A 26397-nucleotide genomic window follows, 5' to 3' on the forward strand; every position below is an offset into this window, starting at 1 on the left:
ATGTCTCGCGTCCTGATCCTGAACTCCGCCGACGATGTCGCCATCGCCCTGGACGACATCGCCAGCGGCGATACGCCTGATGGCCTGACCGCGCCGGCGCGCGCCGACATCGCCACCGGCCACAAGATCGCCCGTCATGCGATGGAGGCGGGCGGTCTGGTCCGCCGCTACGGCCAGGTCATCGGGCGCGCCAAGACCGCTATCGCCGCCGGTGCTCACGTCCACGTCCACAACCTGGCCATGGCGGAGGACGGGCGTGAAGCCGAGGTCGGGGCCGACCTGCGTCCGCCTGCGGCGTTGTCGGGCGTGACGTTCAGCGGCATCGTTCGCCCAGGCGGCCGCGTCGGCACGCGCAACTATATCGGCGTCCTGACCAGCGTGAACTGTTCGGCCACAGTGGCGCGCCGCATCGCCGACGCCTTCCCGGATTCCATCCTGCCTGCGGGCGTCGATGGCGTGGTCGCTTTCACTCACCAAGGCGGTTGCGGCGGCTCATCGCTCAGCAGCGACGTCACCCTGCTGCAGCGGACCTTGGCCGGTTATGCCCGGCACCCGAACTTCCATTCCATCCTGATCGTAGGCCTGGGCTGCGAGGCCAATCAGATACCCGCCTGGCTCGCCAACGAAGGCCTTCAATCCGGCCCGCATCTGCACGCCCTGACGATCCAGGAGGCTGGCGGCACGGCCCGGGCGATCGAGGCCGGGATCGAGATCGTACGCGATCTGGTCGTGGACGCCGCCAAGGTCCAGCGCCAACCTGTCTCCGCGTCCTACCTGACCGTCGGCTTGCAATGCGGGGGTTCGGACGGCTGGTCCGGGGTCACCGCCAATCCGGCCTTGGGCGCCGCAGTCGATCTGCTGGTCGCGCACGGGGGCTCGGCCATGCTGTCGGAAACGCCCGAAATCTGGGGTGCGGAACATCTGCTGCTCCGGCGCGCGGCGTCGCAGAACGTTGCGGACAAGCTGAACGCGCGTCTGGCGTGGTGGCGTGACTATGCGGATCGCCATCAGATGGAGCTGAACAACAATCCGTCGCCCGGCAATCTGAAGGGCGGTTTGACCACCATCCTGGAAAAGTCGCTGGGTGCGGTGGCCAAGTCCGGTTCGACCCCGCTGAACGACGTGATCGGATACGCCGAACCGCTTCAGGCCAAGGGCCTCAGTTTCATGGACAGCCCCGGTTACGACCCGTGCTCGGCGACGGGCCAGATCGCCTCGGGCGCCAATCTGATCGTCTTCACCACGGGCCGGGGCTCGGTCTTCGGAGCCAAGCCCGCCCCGTCGATCAAGGTCGCCTCCAACGCCAGGCTGGCGAACTGGATGGACGAGGACATGGACATCGACGCCTCGCCCGTCCTGACGGGAACCAGCTTGGCCGAGGTCGGCGGGGTCATCTTCCGCAAAATGCTTGATGTCGCGTCAGGCGAGCCGTCCAAATCCGAGGCCCTCGGCATCGGCGACAACGAGTTCGTGCCCTGGCAGGTCGGAGCGTATCTCTAGGCTCCGCAACCTTAAGACCCCAGCGCCTCGATCAGGTCGCCCATGTTGCGGATGAAAACCGAGGTGGAGACGCCCTCGACCGGGAAGTCGGTGTTGTAAGGCGAGGTGTCCCACAGGTCGCCGACGCGGGTCATCTGGTATTCGCCGCCGGTCACGGCGGTGGGCGAGGGGCCCTTGTACGGGTTTGACGTCGTGGTCAGCGGCGTGGGCCAATAGCCGCGCGCATTCAGCCCGGCCATGACTTCGGCCGCGCGACCAGCGTGAGGCGCGGTCGGGCGACGAGCGTCGCTGGACATGTCCCACACGTCCACATCCTGAAGCGTGAAGTACTTGGGCAGGTTCAGCGAGCCGGGGCGAGCCTTCAGCGGCGAACCGCGCGTGGCCTCATTGATCGGCATAGCCGACAGACGCGCGTATTCGGCGCGCAGGGCCGCGGTGTCCACATTGCGGAACGAGCCGTAGTGGACAATCAGATTGGTGGGGTTGTCGTCGGCGTAGTACTGGCCGTTGGCGATGTTGGACCCGCGCCGGTGGATGTAGATCGGGGTGTTGGCGCCTTCCAGGATGAAGGTCGGGTGCGTGCGGCCCGGCGTGTTCAGCGGCGGCTTGGCCGCGACCTGATCCAGCCAGTCCATCGCCTCGGGCAGGCGGGCCAGATACTTGCGGTCGCCCGTCAGGCGATAAAAGCCCATCATCGACTTGATGTTGGTGCCGGTCGTGTGGGTGACGAAGGCTTGCGGCTCGATCGTCCGGGCGCCCGCCGGCTTCAGCGTGTCGGGGAAGTGTTGCAGACCCCAGGCCGGTTGCGGCTGCGGCTGCTGGGTCTTTACGAAGATGTCCATGCCGCGATTGATGGCGTCCAGAATCCTCGCATCGCCCCGACCGCTCCGCGCCAGGCCGTGATAGGCGTAGATCAGGAACTCCAGGTTCTCGCCGGCCACGTCGTCGTTGAAGGTGATGTAGGGCGTATAGTCCGCATGGCCGTGCAGGCCGCCGTTCTCGACGAACGGATAGCGCTGGGGCCAGCCGCCGTTCTCGTACTGGCTTTCCAGCACGAAGCTGATCGCCTTGTTCAGCGGCGCCAGATACTTGCGATCCTTCTTCTCAAGGTAGATCCGCAGCAACAGTTGCGACGCCTCGGCTGTGCCCGCGTCGTCGAACGTCGCGTTGCCGTAATAGTGGTGGAATTCCTCCAGCCGCCAGGCGTTGGCGGCGACCGTGCCGTACCACTGCTTCAGGGACTCCTCGCCGGCGGTATCGATGACATAGTTCCAGCCGCCCAGCGGGTGCTGGCCCTTGACCAGGGCGTCTGCCGCCTTCTTGGCCGCTTCATAGTAAAACGCGTCACCGGTGGCATGATAGGCGTCCAGGAACAGATGGCCCACGGTCGCGGTGCCCGGCGGCTGGACCCAGATCATGGTCGGGTTAGCCTCAAGCTCGCCCCAACGGCGTGAGAAGTCGGGCAGATATTGCCAAACGTATCCGCCTTCGACGGCGGCCTCTTCGCTCATGAACCGAGCGGCGCGCTTCATGGTGTCCAGAATGGCGGCGCGCTCTGGCGACGCTTGGGCCAGGACGGGCCCTGAAGCGGCGACGAAGGTGGCGGCGGCGCCGGCGGCCAGAAGGGCACGGCGGTTCAAGGACGTGGCGAACATGGAAACTCCTGGTGTGACCTCTCTCGCACGGTTTCTTCTGACCGTTTCGAAGAGTCACTCAAGCATGATTGACACCGGTTTCCTAGTCCCTCGTCGCCAATGAAGAAGGCCGCATGGGCGTCTCCACGCGGCCTCCACCAAATCTTTGTGCTCGCAGCCTCAGCGCCTGATATCGAAGCCGCCGTCGGCCATGGCTGCGCGCACCTCGTCGGCGGTGAAAAGGTTGAAGTCGCCGGGCACGGAATGTTTCAAGCCGGCGGCGGCGAGGCCGAAGTCGAGGGCCTCCTGATCCGACCATCCGCTCCATAGACCGAACAGGACGCCAGAGGCGAAAGCGTCGCCGCCGCCGACCCGGTCCACGACGCCGGCCATATGAATGGCCTCGGCTTTGGTTTCGATCAATTCCCCGCCATTGCGCGTCAGCATGACGGCGGACAGAGCCTGGTCGGCGACGCTTTCCTGAACCCTCAGGGTGCAGGCGATGCGTTGCAGGCGCGGGAAGGCGGCGAAGGCGGCCTTGGCGGCTTCACGACGACGCACATTCGGGTCGGGGCTGTCGAACGTCGTCTTCAGCACCAGGGCGAAGTCGCGGTCGTCGGCGAAGGCGACCGTGGCGCCGGCCAGCATCTTGCCGAGCGTGGCCGGGGGATCGCCGTCCCATTGTTCCCACAACTTGCCGCGGAAGTTGCCGTCGTAGCTGACCTTGACGCCCTTGCGGACGGCAGCCTCGATGATGGCGACGGCGGCGGCCGAGCCGTTCGGCCCCGTCGCCGGGGTCACGCCCGAGGCGTGCAGCCATTCGACGCCGTCCAGAAGTTGGTCCCAGTCGAAGGCCGTATCGACATGTTCGACGAAGGCCGATCCGGCGCGGTCATAGAGGACTTCCGACGGACGACGCACAGCACCTGGGGTCAGGAAATACAGACCCATCCGGCCGGGTTTGAAGACGACCTGAGAGGTATCGACCCCGTGCTTGCGCACCTCGTCGCGCACGCCCCGCCCTAGCGCATTGTCGGCCAGGACCGTCGCCATGCCGGCCGGCGCGCCGAAGCGGGCCAGCGACACGGCGACATTGGCCTCGGCGCCGGCCGGACGCACGGTCAGGGCAGGCGACTGCATCAGCAGCTCGTTGGCGTTGGGCGAAAACCGCAGCAGCATCTCGCCGAAGCAGAGAATGCGGCGGGAAGATGCAGCCTGGGTCATGATCGCAACGCTAGCCCCGGATCAGCGCGCCTGCCAGCCGCCGTCGACCGGCAGGATGGCGCCTTGGACGTAGTCGGAGGCCCGGCTGGCCAGGAAGACAGCCGCACCGCCCAAGTCCGACGGCTCGCCCCAGCGCCCGGCCGGGATGCGGCCCAGGATTTCGGCAGAACGCACCGGGTCCTCGCGCAGAGCCTGGGTGTTGGCGGTGGCGAAATAGCCGGGGGCGATGGCGTTGGCGGTGATGCGGTGCGGCGCCCATTCGTTGGCCATCAGCTTGGTAAGGCCCGCGACGCCCGACTTGGACGCCGTGTAGGACGGCACGCGGATCCCGCCCTGGAAGGACAGCATGGAGGCGATATTGATGATCTTGCCGCCGTCACCCTGTTTGATGAACAGGCGGGCGACCGCCTGGCTCATGAAGAAGACGGTCTTCAGGTTGATGTTCATCACTAGGTCCCAGTCCGCCTCGGTGAAGTCGACGGCGTCGGCGCGACGGATCAGGCCGGCGTTGTTCACCAGGATGTCGATCCGGCCCATGGCGGCCAGGGCTTCCTGAACAACGCGTTCGACCGGCTCGATCGAGGTCAGGTCGGCGCTGATGGCGTGGGCGCGCCGGCCCATCGCCTGGACCTTGGCGACCGTGTCGTCGGAGTCCGAAAGGGCGACCGAGACGATGTCAGCGCCCGCCTCAGCCAAAGCCAGGGCGATGCCTTGGCCCAGACCCGTGTTGCCGCCAGTCACCAGGGCGACCTTGCCGGTCAGGTCGAACGGATTGCTCATGTTTTTCTTCCTCTTGTCCTGATTACTTCAACTGGCAGATGTCGAGCTTGTACATGTCGGTGTAGTCGAGATTCTCGCCGCCCATGCCCCAGATGAAGGTGTAGTTCGACGTGCCTGCGCCTGTGTGGATCGACCACGGCGGGCAGATGACGGCCTCGCCGTCGGCGATGACGATGTGGCGCGACTTGTCCGGTTCGCCCATGAAGTGGAAAACTCGGTCGTCCTCGCCCAGGCCGAAATAGAGGTAGGCTTCCGAGCGGCGGTCGTGAATGTGCGGCGGCATGGTGTTCCACACCGAGCCGGGCTTGAGCACCGTCACGCCCAGCAGCAGCTGGCAGGACTTGACCTTGGCCGGAACGACATACTGGTAGATTGTCCGTTCGTTCGACGTCTCCAGCGCGCCCATTTCCAGCGGCACGGCATCGTCGATAGAGATCTTGGTCAGGTCGTAACGGGCGTGAGCCGGGGTAGCGACCAGATAGAATTTCGCGGGCTCGGCGGGGTTCTTGGAGGCGAAGCGGACGTCGCGCGATCCCATCGGCACATACAGACCGTCACGGAAGCCCAGTTCGATGGTCTCGCCGTCGACGGTGATCGAACCGGCGCCGCCGATATTGACCACGCCCAGTTCGCGCGCCTGCAGGAAGGGCGCGCCGACCAGGGACGGGGGTTCCGAATGGGTGGGCAGGCTCAGGGCGGTCTCAGCCGGGGTCGCGCCGCCGATGATCATGCGCTCGTGGTGAGAATGGTTCAGGCTGATCCTGCCCGGAACGAACAGTCCCTCGATCAGATAGCGATCTCGCAGCTGCTGGTTCGAGGCGCCGTCCATCATGTCGGGATGGGTGGCCTGATAGACCTTGTCGTACATGGGGTCGTACATGCGGCTCTCCCTGGAAGCTCGCAGAGCGAGCCACAGTGACGGATCTTGCGTCCGTCCTTCTGTGGACTAGGTAACCGGTGTCATATTATGATGCAATGGATTAGACCAACGCCGCACACATATGTCGGCTTCGCTTCGCCACCGTCTTGAGGATTCCCCCATGAAGATCGCTCTCATCATTGAAAACAGCCAGGCCGCCAAAAGCGAGACGGTGCATGCCGCCTTGACCGCCGTCGCAGAGCCCTTGGGCCATCAAGTCTTTCACTATGGAATGTATGCGGCCGAGGATAAGGCGTCGCTGACCTACGTCATGAACGGCGTGCTGACGGGCATCCTGCTGAACTCCGGCGCGGCTGATTTCGTCGTCACCGGGTGCGGCACGGGCACCGGCTCGATGCTGGCCGCCAACGCCATGCCGGGCGTTTTCTGCGGCCTGATCATCGACCCGACCGACGCCTTCCTGTTCGGCCAGATCAACGACGGCAACGCCATCGCCATGCCCTACGCCAAGGGCTTCGGCTGGGCGGCGGAACTGAACCTTCAGGACGTCTATCGCAAGCTGTTCGAAGGCGAGCGCGGCCTGGGCTATCCCAAGGAACGCGCCGAGATCATGCGCAAGAATCGCGGCGTGCTCAGCGACCTGAAGTCGGTGACCTGCCACGACATGCTGACGGTTCTAAAGACAATGGATCAGGATCTGCTGAAGGCCGCCATCGCCGGCGAGAAATTCCAGGACTACTTCTTCGCCAATGCTACGGACGAAGGCATTCGCGACTATCTGAAGGGCGTTCTCGCCGCCAAGCCTGCGCTCGAAACGGCCTGAGGCAAAGAGGTCGGCGCGATCACGCGCGCCGACCCAACTCAGACTGCCGGGATTGCCGACTTGCGCACCACCAGAGCCGGTCGAACTTCGGGCTGCTGCATCGTGGCCGGATCCACGCCCCGCATCGGCGCCAGCAGCTTTTCGGCCGCCATCCGTCCCATGTCTCGGATCGGCAGGCGCACCGAGGTCAGGTTGGGCCAAACCCGCGCCGCCATCGGCAAATCATCGAAACCGACGACGGACAGGTCGCGAGGCAGTTCCAGCCCGCGATCTCGCGCCGCCTGCATCACCCCGATGGCCATGTCGTCGTTGAGGGTGAAGATCGCGGTCGGCGGCGTTTCCAGCGCCAGGAGGGCGTGGCCCGCCTCCACGCCTGATTCGAACGTATAGGCGCCTTTGAAATCGTAAGCCGGGTCCAGCGGGATCCCGCGCTCGGCCAGAGCGTCCAGGAACCCCTTGCCACGCACGGCCGACGACCGGAACAGGTCCGGCCCGCGCACCAGACCGATTCGTCTGTGTCCCAGATCGGCCAAATGTGCCGCTGCCTCAGCCGCGCCGAGCCAGTCATTGGTGACCACCATCGCCTGAGGTTCATCCAAGGCCACTGAGGCGATGCGGACATAGGGGCAGTCGAGATCGCGCAGCAGGTCGATGACCTGTTCGTCCTCGGACACCGAAGGCGGCATGATGACGCCGTACAGACGTTGGCGCTCGACGAAGCCCCTGATGTCTTCCAGCAGGGTAGGGGAGTTGCGATTGCAAGGATGGACGACCAGTTCCAGGCCGGAACCCTTCAGCGCATCCAGCACGCCTTGCTGCATGTTCACGACATAGGTCGGGCTCGGGTTATCGTAGATCAGACCGACCAGGAACGAACGCCTGAAAGCCAGGCCGCGCGCCTGTGGATCAGGCGTGAAACCCAGAGCCTTGATGACGGCGTTGACCTTTTCGCGCGTGTCTTCCTTGACGAACGGCGACTGATTGATGACCCGCGAGACGGTCTTCTTGGAGACCTGCGCCTCACGGGCGACATCATTGATGGTTGCCCGCTTGCCCGGCTTGCCGGATCGCGGATCGTCTTGAGCCAAGGTTCGGCTCCTTCCCTATGTGCAGCTTGAAGGCATAGCCGCGACTCGCGGCCGACGCCATGGGGCTCAGTTAAAGCGCATTGACACCGGTTTCCTTCATCGCTCTTATCGCAGCCTATTCACGAGGCGACACCTTTGACTTCGACCCCCTCTCTTGCGAGCCAGGACGACGCGCTGTCGGCCGACCCGGCGGCGATCGCACAGCAGTTCGTCGCCGCGCGTCTGGCGGCGCGCAACACGCCAGGCTATCCGGGCGTGATTCCGCAGAGCATGGCCGAATCCTACGCCATCCAGGACGTCGCCATCGGTTTGTTTCCCGATGAGGTCGTGGGCTGGAAGGTGGGCGGTGTGCCGCTCGAGCAGCAGCCGAAGCTGGGGATCCATCGTCTGGCCGGCGCCATTTTCGCGCGCAATGTCTGGCCGGCGCCCGGCGATACAGTCGTGCCTTTGCCCGAAATCGAGGGCGGGTTTGCAGCGGTGGAAGCCGAGTTCATTGCTCGGATCGGCGCCGACGCCGATCCAGCCAAGACCGACTGGACCATCGAAGACGCGATGGGCGTCGTGGACAAGGTCTTCATCGGCGTCGAGCTGGCTGGCAGTCCGCTTTCGACGATCAACGACCTGGGATCAGCCGTGGTCGCCTCCGATTTCGGCAACAATGGCGGACTGATGATCGGTCCCGAGGTTGAGAACTGGCGCGAGCGCCTGGACGGCATTGAGGTCGAGACGGTGATCAATGGCGCCAGTGTCGGCACGGGCGGGTCGCAGTCCCTGGCCGGCGGCGCGATGGAATCCGTGCGATTTCTGTTTGAACATTGCGCGCGCTGGGGCCGTCCGCTGAAGGCGGGCACGCTGGTTTCGACCGGGGCTGTCACCGGCGTCCACCGTGTCCACGCGGGCGACGAGGCCGTGTGCATCTTCAAGGGTATTGCAGAACTTCACTGTTCGGTCGTCAGGGCCGAGGCCCAGTAACATCATCGGACGCCCACCCCGCCGCCGTTCAGGGACGGAAAAGAGCAGGGACGCGTTGAGGAATATTCAGGAACGGGTTTTCATAACCATGTCAGACGCCTCCGTCGCGCCGCCGATCCAGATCAAGGCGCCATCTCCCGGCAAGTATCGCTGGATCATCATGTGGCTGCTGTTCGCAGCCATGGTCATCAACTACGTCGATCGCCAGATGATCGGCTTCCTCAAGCCGACCTTGTCGGCCGAGTTCGGCTGGTCCGAAACGGACTATGCCGACATCGTCTTCTGGTTCCAGGCGTCCTATGCCGTGGCCTACCTGTTGTGGGGCCGGATCATGGACAAGATCGGCGCGCGTTGGGGTCTGGGGATCGCCTTCGGCATCTGGCAGATCGGCCATATCATGCACGGTGCGGCGCGAGATCTGTCGCACTTCATGATGGCGCGGATGGTGCTGGGCGTCGGTGAGGCCGGCGGCTTCCCCGGCGGCATCAAGGCGGTCGCGGAGTGGTTCCCGAAGAAGGAACGCGCCTTCGCCACGGGGCTGTTCAACGCCGGCACCAATATCGGCGCCATCGTCACCCCCCTGATCGTTCCAGGCCTCGTCCTGGCCTTCGGCTGGCAGATGGCCTTTGTCATCACCGGGGCCTTGGGCCTGATCTGGCTTCCGATCTGGCTGCTGGTCTATCGCCGCCCGCGCGAACAGAAGAAGCTGTCCGCGACCGAACTAGCCTACATCGAACAGGACCCGGCCGACGTCGTCGAAAAGGTCAAATGGACCAAACTGCTGACGGTCAAGGAAACCTGGGCCTACGCTCTAGGCAAGTTCCTGATTGATCCGATCTGGTGGATGTTCCTGTTCTGGTTGCCGGACTTCCTCGGCAAAACCTATGGGCTGGACCTAAAGACCTTCGGCCCGCCGCTGGTCGCCATCTATCTGCTGTCCGATGTCGGGTCGGTTGGCGGCGGCTGGCTGTCGTCGCGCTTCATGCATAGGGGCATGAGCATCAACAAGGCCCGCAAGATCACCATGTTGATCTGCGCCCTATGCGCCGTGCCGGTGGCCTTCGCGGCCGAGGCGTCAAACCTTTGGGTCGCGGTAGGAATCATTGGACTGGCGACGGCCGCGCACCAGGGCTTCTCGGCCAATCTCTATGCGCTTCCAGGCGATGTCTTCCCACGCTCGGCGGTGGGATCGGTCGTCGGCATCGGCGGAATGCTGGGCGCCATCGGCGGCATGGCCATGGCGAAATACGCCGGCTACGTCTTGGAGAAGATCGGCACCTATACGCCCATCTTCATCGTGGCGGCCTCGGCCTATCTGATCGCGCTTCTGGTCATTCATCTGATCACGCCGAAATACGAACTGGCCAAGGTCTGACGAAAGACTGCGTGGCTCAGCGCCGCGACGTCATCAAGGATTGCGGCCGGCCGAGCGATCGTCCGGCCGTCGTCTTTTCAGGAAGAGAGAACCGCGATGGATCTGGAACGCAGGACGCTTTTAGGTCTGGCGATGGGGGCCGTGGTTGGCGCATCCGGAGCGAGGGCGCAGACAGTGGCGGACGGCGGGCGCGCCGGTCCGGCCGACCCAACCGAGATCATCCGCCTATGGCCCGACGGCGCGCCGGGCGGGCAGGGTGTGACTGTCACGCCGGTCGTGCCAGAGCGGTCGATCGATCCCGCCTTCCACGACCGTTACGCCCAGTACACGACCGATCCGATCCTGACCGTCTTTCGCCCCGAGCGGCCGAATGGTTCGGCGATGCTCCTCATACCCGGTGGCGGCTACCGCTGGGTGGTGCTGGACAAGGAGGGGTATGACGTTGCGCGCGTTTTCGCGGCCAGCGGCACGACCTGTTTCGTCCTGCGTTATCGCCTGCCGGCTGACGGCTGGGCGGCCGGGGCCGACGCACCCCTTCAGGACGCCCAGCGTGCGATCCGGCTGATACGCAGCCGCGCCGCCGACTATGCTGTCGATCGGCAAAAGATCGCCGTACTGGGCGCCTCGGCCGGCGGTCATCTGGCGGGGTTGGCCAGTGTCCGGACGGACCCGACCTATGAACCGGTCGACGCCGCCGACAGCGCATCCTTGCGACCAGATTTGACCGTTTTAATGTATCCGGTCGCGACCATGGCGGACCCGTACGTCCACGCCGGATCGCGGACGCACCTGCTGGGCGAGACGCCTTCGGCCGAGCGGATCGCGGCCTATTCTCTGGAGCAGATGGAGTGGCGCAATGCGGCGCCCGTCTTCCTGCTGCACGCCATGGACGACGCGTCCGTGCCGATGGAGAACAGCCTGAAGTTGCTGACCACGCTCAAAGCCGCCGCCGTCCCGACCGAGGCGCATCTGTTTCAGGAAGGCGGCCACGGATTCGGTATCCGCCTGATCCAGGGCAAACCCGCCCAGGTCTGGCCCGATCTGGTGCGCGCCTGGGCCGCCCGGCTGGATTTTCCGCTCTAGGTTCCCGGCTGGATATAGGGAATGGCCGAGAAGAAGGCCCGCTCGTCGCCACGCGGATCATCGACCATGCGCGGCTGGACATCCATCAACATCGTCTGACGGCGAGGCAGCTCATAGCGGTCCCAGCGCGGCAGTCCCGCATGGTTGGGATCGCCGTCGCGGGCCAGAGCGATGAAGGCGTCGCTCATCCGGTCCGACATGATTTGCGCATCCGGCCCACGCGTCCGTGAGCCTGTCGCCTCTACATTGTCGAACACCAGCGGGATGTCGGCGGTATGGAAGGCGCCCTTGCGACCCGAGGCCAACTCTCCAGGGAAGTCGAGTTGATAGACCCAGGCGGGTGCGCCGGCCTTGGCCCGCTCTTCAGCCTCGATCACCGCGCCGCGCCAGGACCGGCCCGCTGTCGTCGCGGCGATCAGCACCTGGTCGGGCGACCATTCAGGATGCATGGCGCGATAGCCGGCGATCACGGCTTCGGGCGTGATGTCGATTCGCATGACGCCGGGCGACAGTCGCGCCGCCAAGGTGTCCCACGTTAGGCCAACGTTTTTCGGATCGTTGCCCATAAATCCTAGCGTTTCTTCGCGCGTGTTGCCGATGATCATGGGGATTGACCGGCCCAGCGGCGCCGCATCGGGATAGAAGGGGTGGCGGGGCAGGGTGCGGAAATCCAGCACCGGCCCGAAATACAGGCCGCCAAAGCCCAGGATCGGGTCCTCGGCGCTCTGCGCTTCGAGGAGCCGCTCGACAGGCATCGTCGCCGCCTCGGCCGCCCGATCCGGGGTCAGGCCCAAGGCTTTCAGCCAGGTCGCCGCCCGCGTCGTGGCGTTGATCGGCCCGGACGCCGTCACCTGCTGACCGCTCATGGTCGCGGCGCGGTGGAACAGACCTTGCGCCGCCGGCGTCGCCATCAGGGTGGCGATCTTGGCGCCCCCGCCGGACTGACCGAACAGCATCACCCTGGACGGATCGCCGCCGAACGCGGCAATATTGTCCCGTACCCATTGCAGCGCCAGAATCAGATCCAGCTGGCCGACGTTGCCCGAATCTTCGAACCCCGGGGCCAGTCGCGCCAGATAGGCATAGCCGAAAACATTCAGCCGGTGGTTCAGCGTCACCACCACGACATCGCCGCGCGCCGCCAGACGCGTGCCGTCATACAGCGGGTCCGATCCCGATCCGCTCGAATAGGCGCCGCCGTGGATATAGACCATCACCGGTCGCCGACCCGCGTCGGTCCCCGGCGTCCAGACGTTCAGGAACAGGCAGTCTTCGCTTTGATTCGGCTCATCGCCGCGCTGCGGACTGGCCGCGCCGTAACTTGTTGTACGAACCGGATCGCGCCATGGCGTCGGCTTCTCTGGCGGCTGAAACCGTCGCGTCGGCGCTCCATATCGCACGCCTTTGAAGACGCTGATCCCGTCCTGCCGCAGACCGATGACCGGCCCGACGGTGGTCATCACGTTACTCGGCGCCGTGGCCGCAAGCACGCCGGAGGACGCCGAAAGCAAACCTGCGGTCGCCATGCTGCTCAGCAGCGCCTTACGTCGCGTGATCATCGATCGTCGCCCATCTGATATCCAGCGAGAGCGATCCTGACACCGGTATCATCATCATTCAATGCGCAATACTTGCGAGGTCGAGATGCAGGCGCAGAAACCCGACGACAAAGGCCGAAACCTCGTTTCGATAATGTCGGAACTTGGCCTAGGCCTTCGTCAGGCCGATGGCGGAGAGGGTGGGATTCGAACCCACGGTACCCTTCCAGGCACGCCGCATTTCGAGTGCGGTACATTCGACCACTCTGCCACCTCTCCGCGGCGCCGATATCGCTTGGTCGAGCGAGGGGCTTCTCTAGTCGGAGCCGCAGCGCTTCGCAACCCGTCTATGAAAGAAATCCGACGCTATCTTTGCGCGGGCAAAGACAGGCCCGGCGCGGCGCCGGTCTGGGCGTCCACGCCCTTGAATCGAAACAGTTCGGCGGGTCGGCCACCCGTGGTGGAAGAGAGCTGTCCGGTGGCTTCGACCAGCCCTGTCCGCTCCACGCCGCGCCGGAAATTCTGCTTGTGCAGGCTTAGGCCCGAGACGGCCTCGGCGCCCGCCTGGAGTTGGGACAGGGTGAAGACGCCAGGCGTCAGATCGAACAGGACCGGACGATATTTCAGCTTGCTGCGCAGCCGGCCAAGCGCGGTCGCCAGGATGCGACGGTGATCCGAGGACATGATGCGGCCCGGCATGGGCTGCGTGGGCGACAGGTCGGCGTCGCGCCACGCCTCGGCGACCAGACGCGCTTCGTAGAGCAGTTCATAACGCTCCAGCACCCGCTCCTCGTTCCAGCGGTGATCGGGCGTCAGGGCGAACAGGGCGCGGGCGCGGGCCAGGCGGTGCTCGTCGCCATCGGCCCAGGCGTGCAGGCCTTCCGTGATTTGCGCGTCCTGACCGCCGCGCCGATCTTCCCAGGGAAAGAACTCGAACACCGCGTCCCAGCGGGCGTCGTGGGTCTGGCCTTCGGCAGCGTCGGGCGTCAGGGCCAGATAGCCGACGGAGACCTCTCTGTGACGGCCAGGGCCGGGCGTAGCGCGGGGCGAGGCGCGGCCCGCGTCGCCGAATGTGTAGAGCTGTTCGACAAAGCCGAGCCGGAACCCGGTCTGGGCGGTCACGAAATCCCGCAGGGCGCGCTCGAAGGTGCGGTCGCGCACGGGATCAAACGGCCCGAAGGGCAGGGCGCGTGAACCGTCCTCGGTCGGGGTCGTCAGGACGACGGCCTGTCGGTCTTTCAAGGTCATCACGACCGCCGACAGACCGATGCGAACGCCATCCTCCGCCCCCTGGGTCATTGCGCTATTCCGTGTGCCAGGCGTCGTCGGCGGGGATCAGGCCGACAGCCCCAGCCAGGACACGGTAGCGCTCCAGATAGCGGGCCTGGGCGACCGGGGCGGGTTGCGGCTCGATCGTCAGGCTGTAGCCCTCGGGCGGGCTGCCGAAGAAGCCCAGCGATTCCTTTTCGGTGAAACCTGCCAACTGCGTCGCCTCGAAGAAGGCGCAGGCCTTATCGGCCTTCTTGATCAGGGTCTTGATCGTTTGCGGCGTCTTGGGCGGCAGGCCGTAGCGCAGATGGATCGCAGCTTCCAGCTTGGCCTCGAAGTCCTTGTACCCGGCCCCGAGCGCCGCCTTGAACGGCGAGATCATGTCGCCGATGACGTATTCCGAGGCGTCATGCAGCAGGGCGGCCAGACGCCATTTCGGATCCAGACCGGGCTTGATGTGGGCGGCGATCTCCTCGACCACACACGAGTGCTGGGCGACCGAAAAGGCGTGTTCGCCGATGGTCTGACCGTTCCAGCGGGCGACGCGCGCCAGGCCGTGAGCGATGTCCTCGATCTCGATGTCGAACGGCGACGGGTCCAGCAGATCCAGGCGACGACCGGACAGCATGCGCTGCCAGGCGCGGGGGGCGTTCTTCTTGGTGGGGCGCTCGGCCAAATCGCGTGTCCTGATCGCTTGTCGGCTGGTCAGGTGACGCAAAGACACGCCGGGATCAAGCGGGAGGCACCAGACGGCGCACGAAATCGCCGCGTCAGCGTCCGACGTTCAGTGTGACCAGTTCCTTGGCGTCGTCGAAAATGCCGTCGTTTCTACGATCCTTGGACCTGACCACGGCGATGACGATCGGGCCGCCGCTGGGGCCGCGCGCCTCGAAGCCGACCTGGCGCCAGCCCGCATCGCCGGGCTGATCGTCAGCCAGGATATAGGTCATGCGCGTCGCCGCGCCCGGCGCACGGGTGCGCACGCGCGTGGAGTTGTCGTTGGCGTCCACGCTGACCGTCGAGGTTTCGGTGCGGACGTTTTGTCCGTCCTTGGACTGGATGTTGATGCCGCCGATGCGAACGCTGGCGTTATCGCCCTGGGTCTCGATCTTCAGGCCCGGCAGTCGGACCGAGGCGTCTTCGCCGCGCGTCTTGATGTCGACGCCAGGCGCCTGGACGGAAGTCGTATCGCCTGCCTCGATTGATGGAGGCGGCGGCGGCGCATCGCCTGCGCCCGGGGCCAGCCGCGCGACTGTATGAGGCAGATCGGCGCTGGCGCGCGCCTCGAAGTCCCGCAACACATCATCGACTGAGCGCCCGTCCAGCTTGACCAGATGCAGCACGACGTCGGCGCCCTTGGGGCCGCCATAGACGCAGTTCGCGCCGCCTGCCGCCGCTAGGCCCTTTCGCGTCAGGACGCCAAGATTGTCGGGGCATTGCAGGGCGTCGATCACCTTTAATACGCCTGCGCCCTGATCGTCGCTGGAGGAGGTGGTGGTGATGCGGACCGAGTTGTCGCCATCGCAGGCGGCCAAGCTGGCGCTGAGGACTAGATAAAGCAGGACATGACGCATGGTCGAACCTCTCTTGGCCCCCATTCTGCGCGCTGCGGCCGCGTGATCCAGTGAAATCGCGGTAATCACAGGGTCAGCCGCCGGGGCGCGAGCCTTCGCGGCGGTTCAGGAAGGCCAGGCGTTCGAACAGATGCACGTCCTGCTCGTTCTTGAGCAGCGCGCCATGCAGCGGCGGGATAAGCTTGTTCGGCGTCTTCTCACGCAGGGTCTCAGCATCGATATCCTCTACCAGCAGCAGCTTCAGCCAATCCAGAAGCTCTGAGGTCGACGGCTTCTTCTTCAGGCCCGGCGTATCGCGGATTTCGTAGAAGGTCTTCAACGCCTCAGAAACCAGGCGCGGTTTGATGCCGGGGAAGTGCACATCGACGATCGCGGACAGGGTCTCGGCGTCGGGGAAGCGAATGAAGTGGAAGAAGCAGCGGCGCAGAAAGGCGTCGGGCAGCTCTTTTTCATTGTTGGAGGTGATGATGACGATTGGGCGCACTTCGGCGCGGATCGTCTCGTCCGTTTCCTGGACGTAGAACTCCATCCGATCGAGTTCTTGCAGCAGGTCGTTGGGAAACTCGATGTCGGCCTTGTCGATCTCGTCGATCAGCAAGACGGGGCGGGCGGGGGCGGTGAAGGCTTCCCACAGCTTGCCTTTTTTCAGATAGTTACGAACGTCATGGACGCGTTCCTCGCCCAACTGGCTGTCGCGCAGTCGGCTGACGGCGTCATACTCGTACAGGCCGTTATGGGCCTTGGTCGTGGATTTGACGTGCCAGGTGATCAGCGGCGCGTCGAAGGCCTTGGCGATCTCATAGGCCAGGACCGTCTTGCCTGTGCCGGGCTCGCCCTTGATCAGCAGGGGACGCTCTAACGCGACCGCAGCGTTCACCGCGACCTTGAGGTCGCTCGTGGCGATATAACGGTCCGTGCCTTCGAAACGGCTCATAGAAAAACCCACTCCGTGTTTCCACGAAGTGGGTTAGCGGATCACTTGCGTCGTGAACAGCGATCAGGTGATGCGCTTCGCCGAGACTGGATCGCTGGCGGGGAAGGTCTCTTCCAGACCCTCATCCACCAGCGCCTCCTGGCGGCTTTCAAACTTGTCGATCTTGTCGAGCTGGTCCGGCACGCCGTCCTGCGAGGTCGTGCGCTTGGCGTGCGGGGCGTCGGGCGACGCGTCGTGACGGGCTTTGTCGTCGGTCATGTCATTCTCTCCTTATCGCGCCGGAGCGTCTTGCTCGCCGTCCGGGCCGTATCCCAGGTCCGTGATATCGTCATCCGAGAGCCGTTTGGCCTCCCAGTGGGCGGCGCTTGCCTGTGCGCCGCGTTCGTTTTCCATTAGGCCCGAATAGACGAGCTCGACTTCATCTGGTGCTGACGGAGGCCCGCCGTCGGCGTCGATCTGATCGCGGTTTTCGCCATCGACGCCCAACAGGGCGTCGGCTTCGCGTTCGATGCCGTCGAGAGCTAACTGGTCGTCGAGATCGACCTCGGCCTCCTCGTCGAACTCCTCTTCGTCGGCGTCGCCGTCAGCCTGGGTCACGTCCAGCACCTGGTCGGCTTCATCCAGCAGAAATTCGCCGTCGCCCTCGTCGTCCAGATGGGTTTCGTCGAACGTCTCAGACTGTTCCTGATCGTCCTGATAGTCGTTGTCCGGCATGGTGGTCTCCTCTTCGACAAGCCAACGCAACGGCGACGATACGCGTTCCAGCGGATCGATCTCACAAGGGATGGTTAACTGATGCCGGGGTAGGGTCTGATTCACTCGGAGCTGTCGTGCGCGACCGGCTCGACCACGACTGGAGTACGGTCCTCAATGGCCTTGAAGCTGTCGCTGAAACCCGGCGAGAAGTTCGTTCTGAATGGCGCCGTGGTCCAGAACGGCGATCGTCGCGGCGTGCTGATCCTCCAAAACCGCGCCAGCGTCCTGCGCGAGAAGGACATCATGCAGGCCGAGGATGTCACCACGCCCGCACGCCGCATCTATTTCCCGATCATGATGATGTATCTGGACGAGAGTTCGGCGTCGAAGTTCTTCGACGAACTCGCTCTGCGGATCACCGAATTCATGGGCGCGACGCAGAATCCGGACATCCTGGCCGAATGCGTCTCGGCCTCGCGTCATGTGCTGGCGCGCGAATACTACAAGGCCCTGATGTCGGCGCGTAAGATTGTCGAGTATGAAGAGAGAGTGCTGAATGTCGCTTCAGGCCTACACAGCGGCGACAGCGAGGGCTGAGAGCCCGCGCGACCTGGAGTACCGTCTGTTCGGTCAGGTCACGCGCGCTCTGGTTCACGCCTCGACCGTCGACGAATCCGACATCGCCACCCGTATCGACGCGCTGGACTGGAACCGGCGTCTCTGGTCAACGCTGGCTGGCGAGTGCAGCGATCCCGGCAACGCCCTGGGCGCTCCGATGCGCGCGCAGATCATTTCCCTCAGCCTGTTCATCAATCGCCATTCCTCGGCGATCATGCGGGGTGAAGAGAGCTTTCAGGATCTGATCGATATCAATCGCATGATCATGCAGGGCCTGTCCGGCGGGGCGTCACCGACGCAGTAGGTCGGCACGCGTTCACGAAAGCGCGAAGCCCATTGGCGCAAGGCGTTGAGCCGTCTTATGTTTCACCTCCCTGTTCAACAGTCGAAAGGAGGTGATCCAGTGTCTCATTGTCATCAATCGCGAGCGGCGACCGCGACCCTGGCCCTCGGAGAGGGTCTGGTCTGAGCCTTTCAGACTGAGTTGCGGCCGGACCGTTCGCGGTCAGGCAATGAAGGGTCGCCGGGGAAACCCGGCGGCCCTTTTTGTCGCCGTCAGTGCAGCAGTTTGGCGAACCAGCCGGTCACGTGCTGGGCCACCTCGACTACCGTCGCCCATATCAGGAACAGATAGAGAGCGCTGGCTGCGGTGGCGACGACGCCGAGCAGGATGGCGACCCCGTCGCGCTGCATCATGCCCAGGGCGAACAGAACCAGGGCGATGCCGGGCAGGGCGTCTCCAAATGGGATGGGCAAGGCCATGATCAGGGCCAACACGACGCAGACCAGGCCGGTGAAGGTGTCGGCGACATCGCCGGTCAGCAGCGGCAGGCGCGGGCGGGTCAAGCGTTCGATGGCGCGGACCATCTTCAAGACGCTCAGGCCATTCGGGCGTCTGCGAACGGCGCGCCTCACGCCGTCGGAAAAGATGTAGCGGCGCCCGGCGATCCGCACCCTTGCCGACAGTACCCAGCGACGCAGCCAGGCCGGGGCTGCGAACGGCGTGGCGATCAAGGACGTGTAGGCGGCGCGGGACACCGAGGCCTTCAACATCCAGCGCGGCAGCCACACGCTCTGTCTCTGGAAGGCCAATTCAAGAGACATCAGGATGATCGGCACGGCGAAGACCGCCTTGCCGCCGGGCGGCCAGGGCAAGAGCGCCAGCAGCGACAGGATCAGGATCATAGCCCCGAAGCCGCGCTCGCCGAACGACGCGACTAATTCGGCCATGGTCAGCTTGGGTTCGGGGGCGTGGCCGAGGTCTTCAAGAACGTCGGAGAACCGCCGCAGGTCGTCGTTCGGAAGCGGTTGGGCGGGCATCAGGCGGGGCGCTCGGCTGCAGATTGCGCCCATCTAGGCGGTCGGCGCGCGGATCGCCACTTACAGAACGGACAGGCGATGAGATAAATCGACTGTGTCTCAGTCCTGCACGTGCTCGGGTTTGCCCTTGCGCTTGGTTTCGGCAAGGTCTTGCAGCTGCTTTTCCGTCATGGACTCGACCATGGACTTGGACGCGCCCTTAAGCTTCGACATTGGCGTGTCTCCTCGCTTAGCCGACAGGGCCGCGCCGGCGGCCTTTTGCTGAGCGGCGGATTTGGCGGGCATGGTCTGTCTCCCTTGTGCGGGGACAAGCCGTCAGCCGCCCAGCAGTTCCCGTCCGATCAGGAAGCGGCGAATCTCGTTGGTGCCGGCGCCGATGTCATAGAGTTTGGCGTCGCGGACCAGTCGTTCAACCGGCCATTCCTTGGTGTAGCCGGCGCCGCCCAAGGCCTGAACGGCCTCCATCGTGACCTTCACCGCATTTTCGGACGCCAGCAGGATCGCACCCGCCGCGTCGTAGCGCGTTGTCAGGCCGGCGTCGCAGGCACGGGCGACCGAATAGACATAGGCGCGGGCGCTGTTCAGGGCGACATACATGTCGGCGATCTTGCCCTGCATCAGCTGGAACGAGCCGATCGGCTTTCCGAACTGTTTGCGGTCGCGGACGTAGGGCAGGACCACGTCCAGCGCGGCCTGCATGATGCCGAGCGGGCCAGCGGCCAGAACGGCGCGCTCATAGTCCAGGCCGCTCATCAGCACGCCGGCGCCGCCGCCCAACGGACCCATGATGTCGTCTTCCGGCACTTCGCAATCTTCGAAAACCAGTTCGGCGGTGTCCGAGCCGCGCATGCCCATCTTGTCCAGCTTCTTGCTGACGCTGAAACCCTTCATGCCCTTTTCGATCAGGAAGGCGGTGCAACCCTTTGATCCAGCGTCCGGATCGGTCTTGGCATAGACGACGAGGGTGTCGGCGTGGGGCGCGTTGGTGATCCAGAACTTGGTGCCGTTCAGGATGTAGCGATCGCCCTTCTTTTCAGCGCGGGTGCGCATCGACATGACGTCGGAACCTGATCCGGCCTCGGACATGGCCAGCGAGCCGACATGTTCGCCGCTGATCAGCTTGGGCAGATATTTCTGCTTCTGCTCGGCCGTGCCCCAGCGACGGATCTGATTGACGCACAGGTTGGAGTGGGCGCCGTAGCTCAGGCCGATCGAGGCCGAGGCGCGCGACACTTCCTCCATCGCCACGACATGTTCGAGATAGCCCAGGCCAAGGCCGCCGAACTCTTCCTCGACGGTGATTCCGTGCAGGCCCAGTTCGCCCATCTCGGGCCAGAGCTCGCGTTTGAACTCGTTCTTTTCGTCGATCTCGGCGGCCAGCGGCGCCAGGCGATCAGCGGCCCAGCGGGCGGTGGTGTCGCGGATGGCGTCGGCGTTATCGCCAAGGCCGAATTCCATGGATTGGGGCGCGAAGGGAATGCTCATGCGCTAGGGCGTAGCATCGCGCACGGCCTTTCGCCAAGCGCTGTCAGACGCGGTCAGCCCGTCCCCAGCGCCGATAGCAGTTGTAGCCCGACACCCCCAGGCAGGCGGCGGCGACCAGGATCAGGACCCAGGCGACCGTGGCGGTGTCGCTGCTGTTCGATATCGACGCGCGGCGAAAGGCGGCCATGGCGACGCCAAGGCACAGAGCCCCCAAGCCGCCCATGATCAAGAAGGTCAGGGTTTCCCCCAGGCCCGAACGCCGCTTGGCCCGAGCGCGGGCCACGACCTCGCGCGTGCTCAGCACGTCTTCGCTGGCTGCCGCATCACCCTCGATGGCCGGTGCGGCGGCGCTGTCGCCGGACGCGGCTTCGGCCAGTCCCGGCGCGGTCAGGACCACGCTGGTTTTCTGCGCACCCGCGAAGCCCGACGGCGTCTCCGGCTGTTGGGTCTCGACCGGCGCGTGGATGTCGTTGGCCGCGATAATCGGCGCAGCGACGGACACGGTCTCCGATTGCCCTGTCAGCGGCACGACGTCCGGGACCGGGCCGACAGCCGTCGCGGCATAGACGGCGTGGGGCTGAGGCGCGGTGGTCGCTTGAGCCAGCGGTACGTCGTTCTGAGCCGGGAAGGGGGCGACGGCTTCATCCAGGGCGCCGTCCACGGCGGGCAAAGTCGGCTCATCCGTCTCGAAAGGAGACGGCAGGGGTGCGGCCAGAAGGTCCGCCAAGGTGACCGGCGCGCCGGGTGCGGCGTTGAACAGGGCGTGTTCAGCCGAGCGACGGCGGGTCGGGGTCTCGGCTGCGGCCTCATCGGCCCAGGCGCTCAAAGACGCGGACGCCTGACGCGCAGACCCCGCGTTCAACTGCTCGACCACGTCGGACGCGGCGAACCTGTCCGCGCCGATGGAAAAGGCGAAACTGGCCAGGGCGTCGAACTGATGCTGGTTCAGAGGCGTGCGAACATGCTCAGTCACGGCCTTCACGACCGGGATCAGGTCGTACTGCATCAACAGTTCAGCCTCAGCCTCGGACACCCTCGCGCCCTCGCGGGCCGACTGGGTGTGGCCATAGCCGATGACCCATCGACCGTCGCTGCGCTGCATGGCCCGAGGCCGGAAGCCTTCGAAACTCTTGATCAGCAGGACGCCCTCGCGGGACACCTTGCTGGGTTTGGGGAGGACGTCAGACACAGTTGACCCAATTGGAAACAGGCGCGCGGCGCTCGCACCGCTTCCAGCAAGGGCCGCGCCGGATCGTCCGCGTCGTGTCTAGAGCAGCACCAGTGTGGCCAGACCAAGGAAGATCAAGAAGCCGAAGAAGTCGGTGGTCGCCGTGACGAACACGGCCGACGACACGGCAGGGTCGAACTTCAACTTGGACAGCGTCAGGGGCGTCAGGACCCCGATAGAAGCGGCGACCAGCAGGTTCAGGATCATGGCCGCGCCGATCACCAGGCCGATCTTCCAGTCTTCGTCCCGGAACCAGAAGCCGGCCGCGATGCCGATCAGGGGGGCCAGGATCACGCCGTTGGCCAGGCCGACCATCATCTCGCGCCAGAAGGTGCGCGGGGCGTTCGAACTGTTCAGCTCGCGCGTCGCCAGGGCGCGTACGGTCACGGTCAGGGCCTGGGTGCCGGCGTTGCCGCCGATGGCCGAGACGATTGGCATCAGGACGGCGAGGGCGACGATCTGCTGGATGGTGGCCTCGAACAGGCCGATGACACTGGCGCCCAGCGCCGCCGTCGCCAGATTTATCGCCAGCCAGGGCACGCGACCGCGCACGATCTCGGGGACGGACGAACCGCGGTCTTCGTCGGCGACACCGGCCAGACGCAGAATGTCCTCGCGGTTTTCTTCCTGAATGATGTTGACGATGTCATCGACGGTGATCTGACCGACCAGCCGCCCGGCCGCGTCCACGACGGGCGCCGAGATCAGGTGGTATTTCTCGAAGATGTAGGCGACTTCTTCCTGATCCTGATCGACGGCGATCTCGTTGATCGGCTCCATCAGATCGGTCAGGGCGACGGTTCGGGCGGCGCGTAGAAGACCGCTGATCGGCACGCCGCCGACCGGACGGTTCAGCGGATCGACGACATAGATGTCGAAGAAAAGCTCGGGCAGGTCGTCGCCCTGTTTGCGGATGTGGTCGATGGTGTCGCCCACGCTCCAGAACTGGGGCGCGGCCATCACCTCGCGCTGCATCAGGCGGCCGGCGGACTCTTCCGCATAGCCCAGGCTGCTTTCGATGGCGGCGCGATCGACTTCGGGCATGGCGGCCAGAACGCGTTCGCGCTGGTCGTCTTCCAGGTCTTCGACGACGGCGGCGGCGTCGTCGGAATCCAGTTCCTGCAGCGCCTCGGCCAGGGTGCCGTGCGGGACCCGCTCCAGCACCTCTTCGCGGATATTGTCGTCGAGCTCGGGCAGGGTCTCGGCCAGAAGCTCGGGCGGCAACCACAGCACGACGACGGCGCGGTGTTCCGCCGTCAGAAAGCCCATCAGGTCAGCGACGTCGGCCGGGTGCAGGTCTTCCAGCAGCGAGCGCAGCCGCATCCCGTCGCCGTCGTCGGCGGCGTCCACGACTTTCTCGACGAATTGCGGGGTGAGGACATAGTCCTCGTCCAGGGCGGCGTGGTCTTCGTTATCGAGCGTCTCGTCTGGAGCAAAGGCGGTGTCCGTGGTGCTCACGTGGTCGCCTCCCTTGGTAGAATGTCCAGCCGTACTTAGCCGATGAATCGCCCTGTTTAGCCAGATGGTGCGGTCGAGAAGACTCGAACTTCCACGGGTTGCCCCACAGCGACCTCAACGCTGCGCGTCTACCAATTCCGCCACGACCGCTCGCATCGGAGCGGCGGCGAATAGACGAAGCCGTTGGAAAAGGAAAGGGCGAAATGAACGACGCAAAGACGTCGCGGATCAAAGCCTCAGGCCGACCCGGCCATGAAGTCGTACACGTCCGCCTGGCGGGTGACGGTGATGGCGATACGGTCGTCTCGGATCTCGATTTCGCCGCGCGCGACCGGATAGTTGTTGGCTAGGATCCAGACCTCGTCGCCCTCTGCGGCGTCCAGGGGAATCACCGCGCCGCGACCCATGCGCAGCAGTTGCGACATCGGCAGCACCGAGCGACCCAGCACCACTGAGATTTCGACATCGACGGCGTTGATCTGGGTCACGTAAAGCTCTCTTCACTGGAGGGCCGTCTCTTGCAGAAACGCCCTGGCGACCACATTGAAGCGTCATGCTTGCTGAGCCGTTAAGCCCGTCCCTTCAGAAACTGCGTCTCGACGATGGCCGACCGGTCGAATGGGCCGTGTCGAAAGGCTACGTCGACTATACGGCCGCGGAGGCTTTCATGGAGGCGCGCGTCGCCGCCATTGCGGCCGGCGAGGCGAATGAGATGGTCTGGTTGCTCGAGCATCCGCCGCTCTACACGGCCGGCGTCTCGGCCAAGGACGACGACCTTCTGGATGCCGGCCGGTTTCCAGTGCATCGCACGGGGCGAGGTGGACAGTTCACCTATCACGGGCCGGGGCAGCGCGTGGCCTATGTGATGCTGGACCTGAACCGACGCGGCAAGGACGTGCGGTGTTTCGTGCGCGGGCTTGAGCTGTGGCTGATCGGCGCCCTGGATACGTTCGGCGTAAAGGCCGACATCCGGCCGGGTCGCGTGGGCGTGTGGGTCGAGCGCAAGGGGGCGGGCTGGTCGCGTGAGGACAAGATCGCCGCCATCGGCGTCAAGGTCCGCAAATGGGTCAGCTTCCACGGCATCAGTCTGAACGTGGAGCCGGATCTGGATCATTTCGGCGGCATCGTGCCCTGCGGCATTCAGGAACACGGCGTGACCAGCCTGGTCGATCTCGGCGTCCTGGCGACGATGGACGAGGCCGACGAGGCCTTGAGGCGCAGCTTCGATCGAATATTCGGCGCAGCGGTCGAAGCGCCGGAGCCGCTTTGATGCGCGCCGCATCGCCGCAGCCCATGTGACAATCGGGCGAAATCCCGCGCGGCGGGGTTGGCAAGCGCCGGACGCATGGGGTTTAACCTTTCCCACGAGCTTGAAATCAAAGGCCGCAGGAAACCCCATGAACCGAATGATCGCCGCCGCATCGGCCGCAGTTCTGTCGCTGACCGTCGCCGCCGGCGCCGCTGTCGCACAGGATTTTCGCGCTCTGGCGCAGCAAGACCTCCAGGCCGCGCATGACGCCCTGGCCGCCAACCACCCTGCCGCCGTGATTCCCGGCGCGCCCAGCGAAGCGTTTCGCAGCTGGATCGATGCCGGCCTGACCGATGCGCAAGGCAAGGTTGGCCGCGTGAACAGCGGCGACAGCCACGCCTATCTGATGCGCTACTACGCCAACGGCTTCCGCGATTCGAACATCGCGATTCGCCCGACCTACGAAGGCCTCGGCCCCTTCTTCGCGACCAGCTGGCCGGGCGTCACCACGGCGTGGCGCAACGGCGAATATGTCGTCTCCTATGTGAAGCCCGGCGTTCGCAACGTGCCGCCGCTCGGCGCGACCCTGGTCAAATGCGGCGACAAGACCGCCGCTCAGTTGGCCGAAGAGCGGCTGGACCGCTGGGAAGGCGACCTGACGACGGAAGCCGGACGTGTCCGTACCGCCCCCTATCTGCTGTGGAACCGCAATAACCCGTTCACCGGCGGCGTTCCGTCGCTGTGCACTTTCAAGGTCGGGCGTCGCGATCGCGACTTCCAGATGCAGCCCCAGCCGGCCGACGCCGCCAGCCTGGAAGCCGCCTATCGCGCGACCGTCTATACGCCGGGCGCCAATCACCTGTCGGTCGAGACGGTCGACGGCCGTCCGTGGATCAATGTCCACACCCTGGCTGACGACGCCGGATGGGACGCCTTCTACACCGCGGTCGAAGCCCAGCTGCCCGCCATTCGCGGCGCGCAGGGTCTGGTCATCGATCTGCGCGGCGCAAACGGCGCTTCGCTGAATGCAACAGGCAAGGGCTATGGCCTGGCCAACCGCATCTGGACGCCGGAGTTCACCGTCAGCCGTCAGCCTGAAGCCGGCTCGATCACCTATCGCGCCACGCCCGACAACCGTCAGTGGTTCGCCGACACCCTGGCCCGCATGCAGGCCGACCCGCGCTTCGTCGCCGAATCCGGCCCGGTGATCGAACAGACCCAGGCCATCGTCGCCGCCTTCGATTCGGCCCTGGCCGCCAATCAGCCGACCTTCACCATGCCGGGCCGTCCTTCCGTGGCGGACACGGGCGCAGCAAACCCCGTGGCGGGTCCGGTTGTGGTCTTGGTCGATAGCGGCTGCACTAGCGGGTGCCTGGATACGCTGGACCTGCTGACGCGACTGCCGAACGTGCGCCTGGCCGGATCGGTCACAGCCGAGGACTCGATCTTCATCGAGCCGACCGTGCTTCGCCTGCCGTCGAACTATGCCGAGCTGACCTATGGTCATAAGGCCTGGACCACGCGCCAGCGCGGCAACGATGCGCCCTTCACCCCGGCGCAGGGCCTTGCCTACACCGGCTCCGCGACGGACGAGGCGGCCGTGCGCGCCTGGGTCGGCGCCCTGTTCCAATAAGGAACAGCCGGTCGAATGAACGAGGGGCGGGCAGGG

The 26397-nt window shown here is 65.1% G+C and carries 27 protein-coding genes and 2 tRNA genes; 9 read left to right on the top strand and 20 right to left on the bottom strand.

Annotated elements, in window-relative coordinates; translation table 11 throughout:
* A complete protein-coding gene (locus tag ASF31_RS12020) occupies positions 1–1500 on the top strand; it encodes a UxaA family hydrolase (protein WP_055754853.1) in 1500 nt (499 codons plus the stop codon).
* An 11-nt stretch (positions 1501–1511) separates the two neighbouring features.
* Here the strand turns inward: ASF31_RS12020 and ASF31_RS12025 are convergent, their stop codons facing one another.
* The 4 genes from ASF31_RS12025 to kduI all read right to left on the bottom strand — a co-directional run bounded on the left by ASF31_RS12025 (position 1512) and on the right by kduI (position 6006).
* Positions 1512–3155, bottom strand: a complete 1644-nt coding sequence (locus ASF31_RS12025) for a pectate lyase (protein WP_055754854.1) — start codon at positions 3153–3155, stop codon at positions 1512–1514.
* A gap of 159 nt (positions 3156–3314) precedes the next feature.
* Positions 3315–4358, bottom strand: a complete 1044-nt coding sequence (locus tag ASF31_RS12030) for a sugar kinase (protein ID WP_055754855.1) — start codon at positions 4356–4358, stop codon at positions 3315–3317.
* 21 nt (positions 4359–4379) lie between these two features.
* Entirely contained in the window at positions 4380–5138 is a 759-nt protein-coding gene (kduD, locus tag ASF31_RS12035) for a 2-dehydro-3-deoxy-D-gluconate 5-dehydrogenase KduD (RefSeq protein ID WP_055754856.1), read from the bottom strand.
* A 22-nt stretch (positions 5139–5160) separates the two neighbouring features.
* On the bottom strand, positions 5161–6006 hold the full coding sequence (kduI, locus tag ASF31_RS12040; protein WP_055754930.1) for a 5-dehydro-4-deoxy-D-glucuronate isomerase: 846 nt from the start codon (positions 6004–6006) through the stop codon (positions 5161–5163).
* Between the two features lie 172 nt (positions 6007–6178).
* On the opposite strand from kduI, the gene ASF31_RS12045 reads away from it, so the two are divergent.
* Complete coding sequence (locus ASF31_RS12045) at positions 6179–6841, top strand: RpiB/LacA/LacB family sugar-phosphate isomerase (RefSeq protein ID WP_055754857.1); 663 nt, start codon at positions 6179–6181, stop codon at positions 6839–6841.
* 38 nt (positions 6842–6879) lie between these two features.
* On the opposite strand, the gene ASF31_RS12050 is transcribed toward ASF31_RS12045, so the two are convergent.
* Positions 6880–7929, bottom strand: a complete 1050-nt coding sequence (locus tag ASF31_RS12050; RefSeq protein WP_055754858.1) for a LacI family DNA-binding transcriptional regulator — start codon at positions 7927–7929, stop codon at positions 6880–6882.
* A gap of 135 nt (positions 7930–8064) precedes the next feature.
* Between ASF31_RS12050 and ASF31_RS12055 the strand changes: the two genes are divergently transcribed.
* From ASF31_RS12055 to ASF31_RS12065, 3 genes are all read left to right on the top strand, one after another.
* The gene (locus ASF31_RS12055; protein ID WP_055754859.1) at positions 8065–8901 is read left to right on the top strand and encodes a 2-keto-4-pentenoate hydratase; all 837 of its coding nucleotides are present in this window, start codon (positions 8065–8067) and stop codon (positions 8899–8901) included.
* 88 nt (positions 8902–8989) lie between these two features.
* Entirely contained in the window at positions 8990–10276 is a 1287-nt protein-coding gene (locus tag ASF31_RS12060) for an MFS transporter (protein WP_055754860.1), read from the top strand.
* A gap of 96 nt (positions 10277–10372) precedes the next feature.
* Positions 10373–11359: an alpha/beta hydrolase gene (locus tag ASF31_RS12065; RefSeq protein WP_055754861.1), complete on the top strand. Its 987-nt coding sequence runs from the start codon at positions 10373–10375 to the stop codon at positions 11357–11359.
* Here the strand turns inward: ASF31_RS12065 and ASF31_RS12070 are convergent.
* From ASF31_RS12070 to ASF31_RS12105, 8 genes are all read right to left on the bottom strand, one after another.
* Entirely contained in the window at positions 11356–12918 is a 1563-nt protein-coding gene (locus ASF31_RS12070) for a carboxylesterase/lipase family protein (protein ID WP_055754862.1), read from the bottom strand. The two genes, ASF31_RS12065 and ASF31_RS12070, sit on opposite strands and share 4 nt — an antisense overlap.
* Before the next feature lie 168 nt (positions 12919–13086).
* Positions 13087–13176 (bottom strand) — tRNA-Ser (locus ASF31_RS12075).
* A gap of 87 nt (positions 13177–13263) precedes the next feature.
* Positions 13264–14196, bottom strand: a complete 933-nt coding sequence (locus ASF31_RS12080) for a hypothetical protein (protein WP_055754863.1) — start codon at positions 14194–14196, stop codon at positions 13264–13266.
* 4 nt (positions 14197–14200) lie between these two features.
* Complete coding sequence (locus tag ASF31_RS12085; RefSeq protein ID WP_017505221.1) at positions 14201–14842, bottom strand: YfbR-like 5'-deoxynucleotidase; 642 nt, start codon at positions 14840–14842, stop codon at positions 14201–14203.
* Between the two features lie 94 nt (positions 14843–14936).
* Positions 14937–15740: a hypothetical protein gene (locus ASF31_RS12090; RefSeq protein ID WP_055754864.1), complete on the bottom strand. Its 804-nt coding sequence runs from the start codon at positions 15738–15740 to the stop codon at positions 14937–14939.
* A 73-nt stretch (positions 15741–15813) separates the two neighbouring features.
* Positions 15814–16674 carry a MoxR family ATPase gene (locus tag ASF31_RS12095; protein WP_017505219.1) on the bottom strand — a complete coding sequence of 287 codons (861 nt, stop codon included), beginning with the start codon at positions 16672–16674 and terminating at the stop codon, positions 15814–15816.
* 63 nt (positions 16675–16737) lie between these two features.
* Positions 16738–16932, bottom strand: coding sequence for a hypothetical protein (locus ASF31_RS12100; protein WP_055754865.1), 195 nt, complete (start codon positions 16930–16932; stop codon positions 16738–16740).
* Between the two features lie 12 nt (positions 16933–16944).
* The gene (locus tag ASF31_RS12105) at positions 16945–17388 is read right to left on the bottom strand and encodes a hypothetical protein (RefSeq protein WP_055754931.1); all 444 of its coding nucleotides are present in this window, start codon (positions 17386–17388) and stop codon (positions 16945–16947) included.
* A 156-nt stretch (positions 17389–17544) separates the two neighbouring features.
* On the opposite strand from ASF31_RS12105, the gene flbT reads away from it, so the two are divergent.
* Positions 17545–17967, top strand: coding sequence for a flagellar biosynthesis repressor FlbT (gene flbT / locus ASF31_RS12110; RefSeq protein WP_045811316.1), 423 nt, complete (start codon positions 17545–17547; stop codon positions 17965–17967).
* A complete protein-coding gene (flaF, locus tag ASF31_RS12115; protein ID WP_039247294.1) occupies positions 17927–18292 on the top strand; it encodes a flagellar biosynthesis regulator FlaF in 366 nt (121 codons plus the stop codon). The genes flbT and flaF overlap by 41 nt, the downstream gene beginning before the upstream one ends.
* 251 nt (positions 18293–18543) lie before the next feature.
* Here flaF and ASF31_RS12120 read toward each other — a convergent pair whose 3' ends face one another.
* The 7 genes from ASF31_RS12120 to ASF31_RS12150 all read right to left on the bottom strand — a co-directional run bounded on the left by ASF31_RS12120 (position 18544) and on the right by ASF31_RS12150 (position 23967).
* Entirely contained in the window at positions 18544–19308 is a 765-nt protein-coding gene (locus tag ASF31_RS12120; RefSeq protein WP_200918632.1) for an exopolysaccharide biosynthesis protein, read from the bottom strand.
* Positions 19309–19407: 99 nt separating this feature from the next.
* Positions 19408–19593 carry a DUF3008 family protein gene (locus ASF31_RS12125; protein WP_055754867.1) on the bottom strand — a complete coding sequence of 62 codons (186 nt, stop codon included), beginning with the start codon at positions 19591–19593 and terminating at the stop codon, positions 19408–19410.
* Between the two features lie 30 nt (positions 19594–19623).
* Positions 19624–20793 (bottom strand): isovaleryl-CoA dehydrogenase, encoded by a 1170-nt coding sequence (locus ASF31_RS12130; protein WP_055754868.1) that lies wholly within the window; start codon positions 20791–20793, stop codon positions 19624–19626.
* 43 nt (positions 20794–20836) lie between these two features.
* Positions 20837–21982, bottom strand: coding sequence for a glycoside hydrolase family protein (locus ASF31_RS12135; protein ID WP_156356033.1), 1146 nt, complete (start codon positions 21980–21982; stop codon positions 20837–20839).
* Between the two features lie 78 nt (positions 21983–22060).
* Positions 22061–23479, bottom strand: coding sequence for a magnesium transporter (mgtE, locus tag ASF31_RS12140; protein ID WP_055754870.1), 1419 nt, complete (start codon positions 23477–23479; stop codon positions 22061–22063).
* 65 nt (positions 23480–23544) lie between these two features.
* Positions 23545–23629 (bottom strand) — tRNA-Leu (locus tag ASF31_RS12145).
* Between the two features lie 86 nt (positions 23630–23715).
* Positions 23716–23967: a FliM/FliN family flagellar motor switch protein gene (locus tag ASF31_RS12150; protein WP_017505209.1), complete on the bottom strand. Its 252-nt coding sequence runs from the start codon at positions 23965–23967 to the stop codon at positions 23716–23718.
* Positions 23968–24032: 65 nt separating this feature from the next.
* On the opposite strand from ASF31_RS12150, the gene lipB reads away from it, so the two are divergent.
* Complete coding sequence (gene lipB, locus ASF31_RS12155; protein ID WP_055754871.1) at positions 24033–24749, top strand: lipoyl(octanoyl) transferase LipB; 717 nt, start codon at positions 24033–24035, stop codon at positions 24747–24749.
* Positions 24750–24876: 127 nt separating this feature from the next.
* Positions 24877–26361 (top strand): hypothetical protein, encoded by a 1485-nt coding sequence (locus tag ASF31_RS12160; protein ID WP_055754872.1) that lies wholly within the window; start codon positions 24877–24879, stop codon positions 26359–26361.
* Positions 26362–26397: the final 36 nt, after the last annotated feature.

The organism is Brevundimonas sp. Leaf280 (assembly GCF_001422455.1).
Taxonomy (GTDB): domain Bacteria; phylum Pseudomonadota; class Alphaproteobacteria; order Caulobacterales; family Caulobacteraceae; genus Brevundimonas.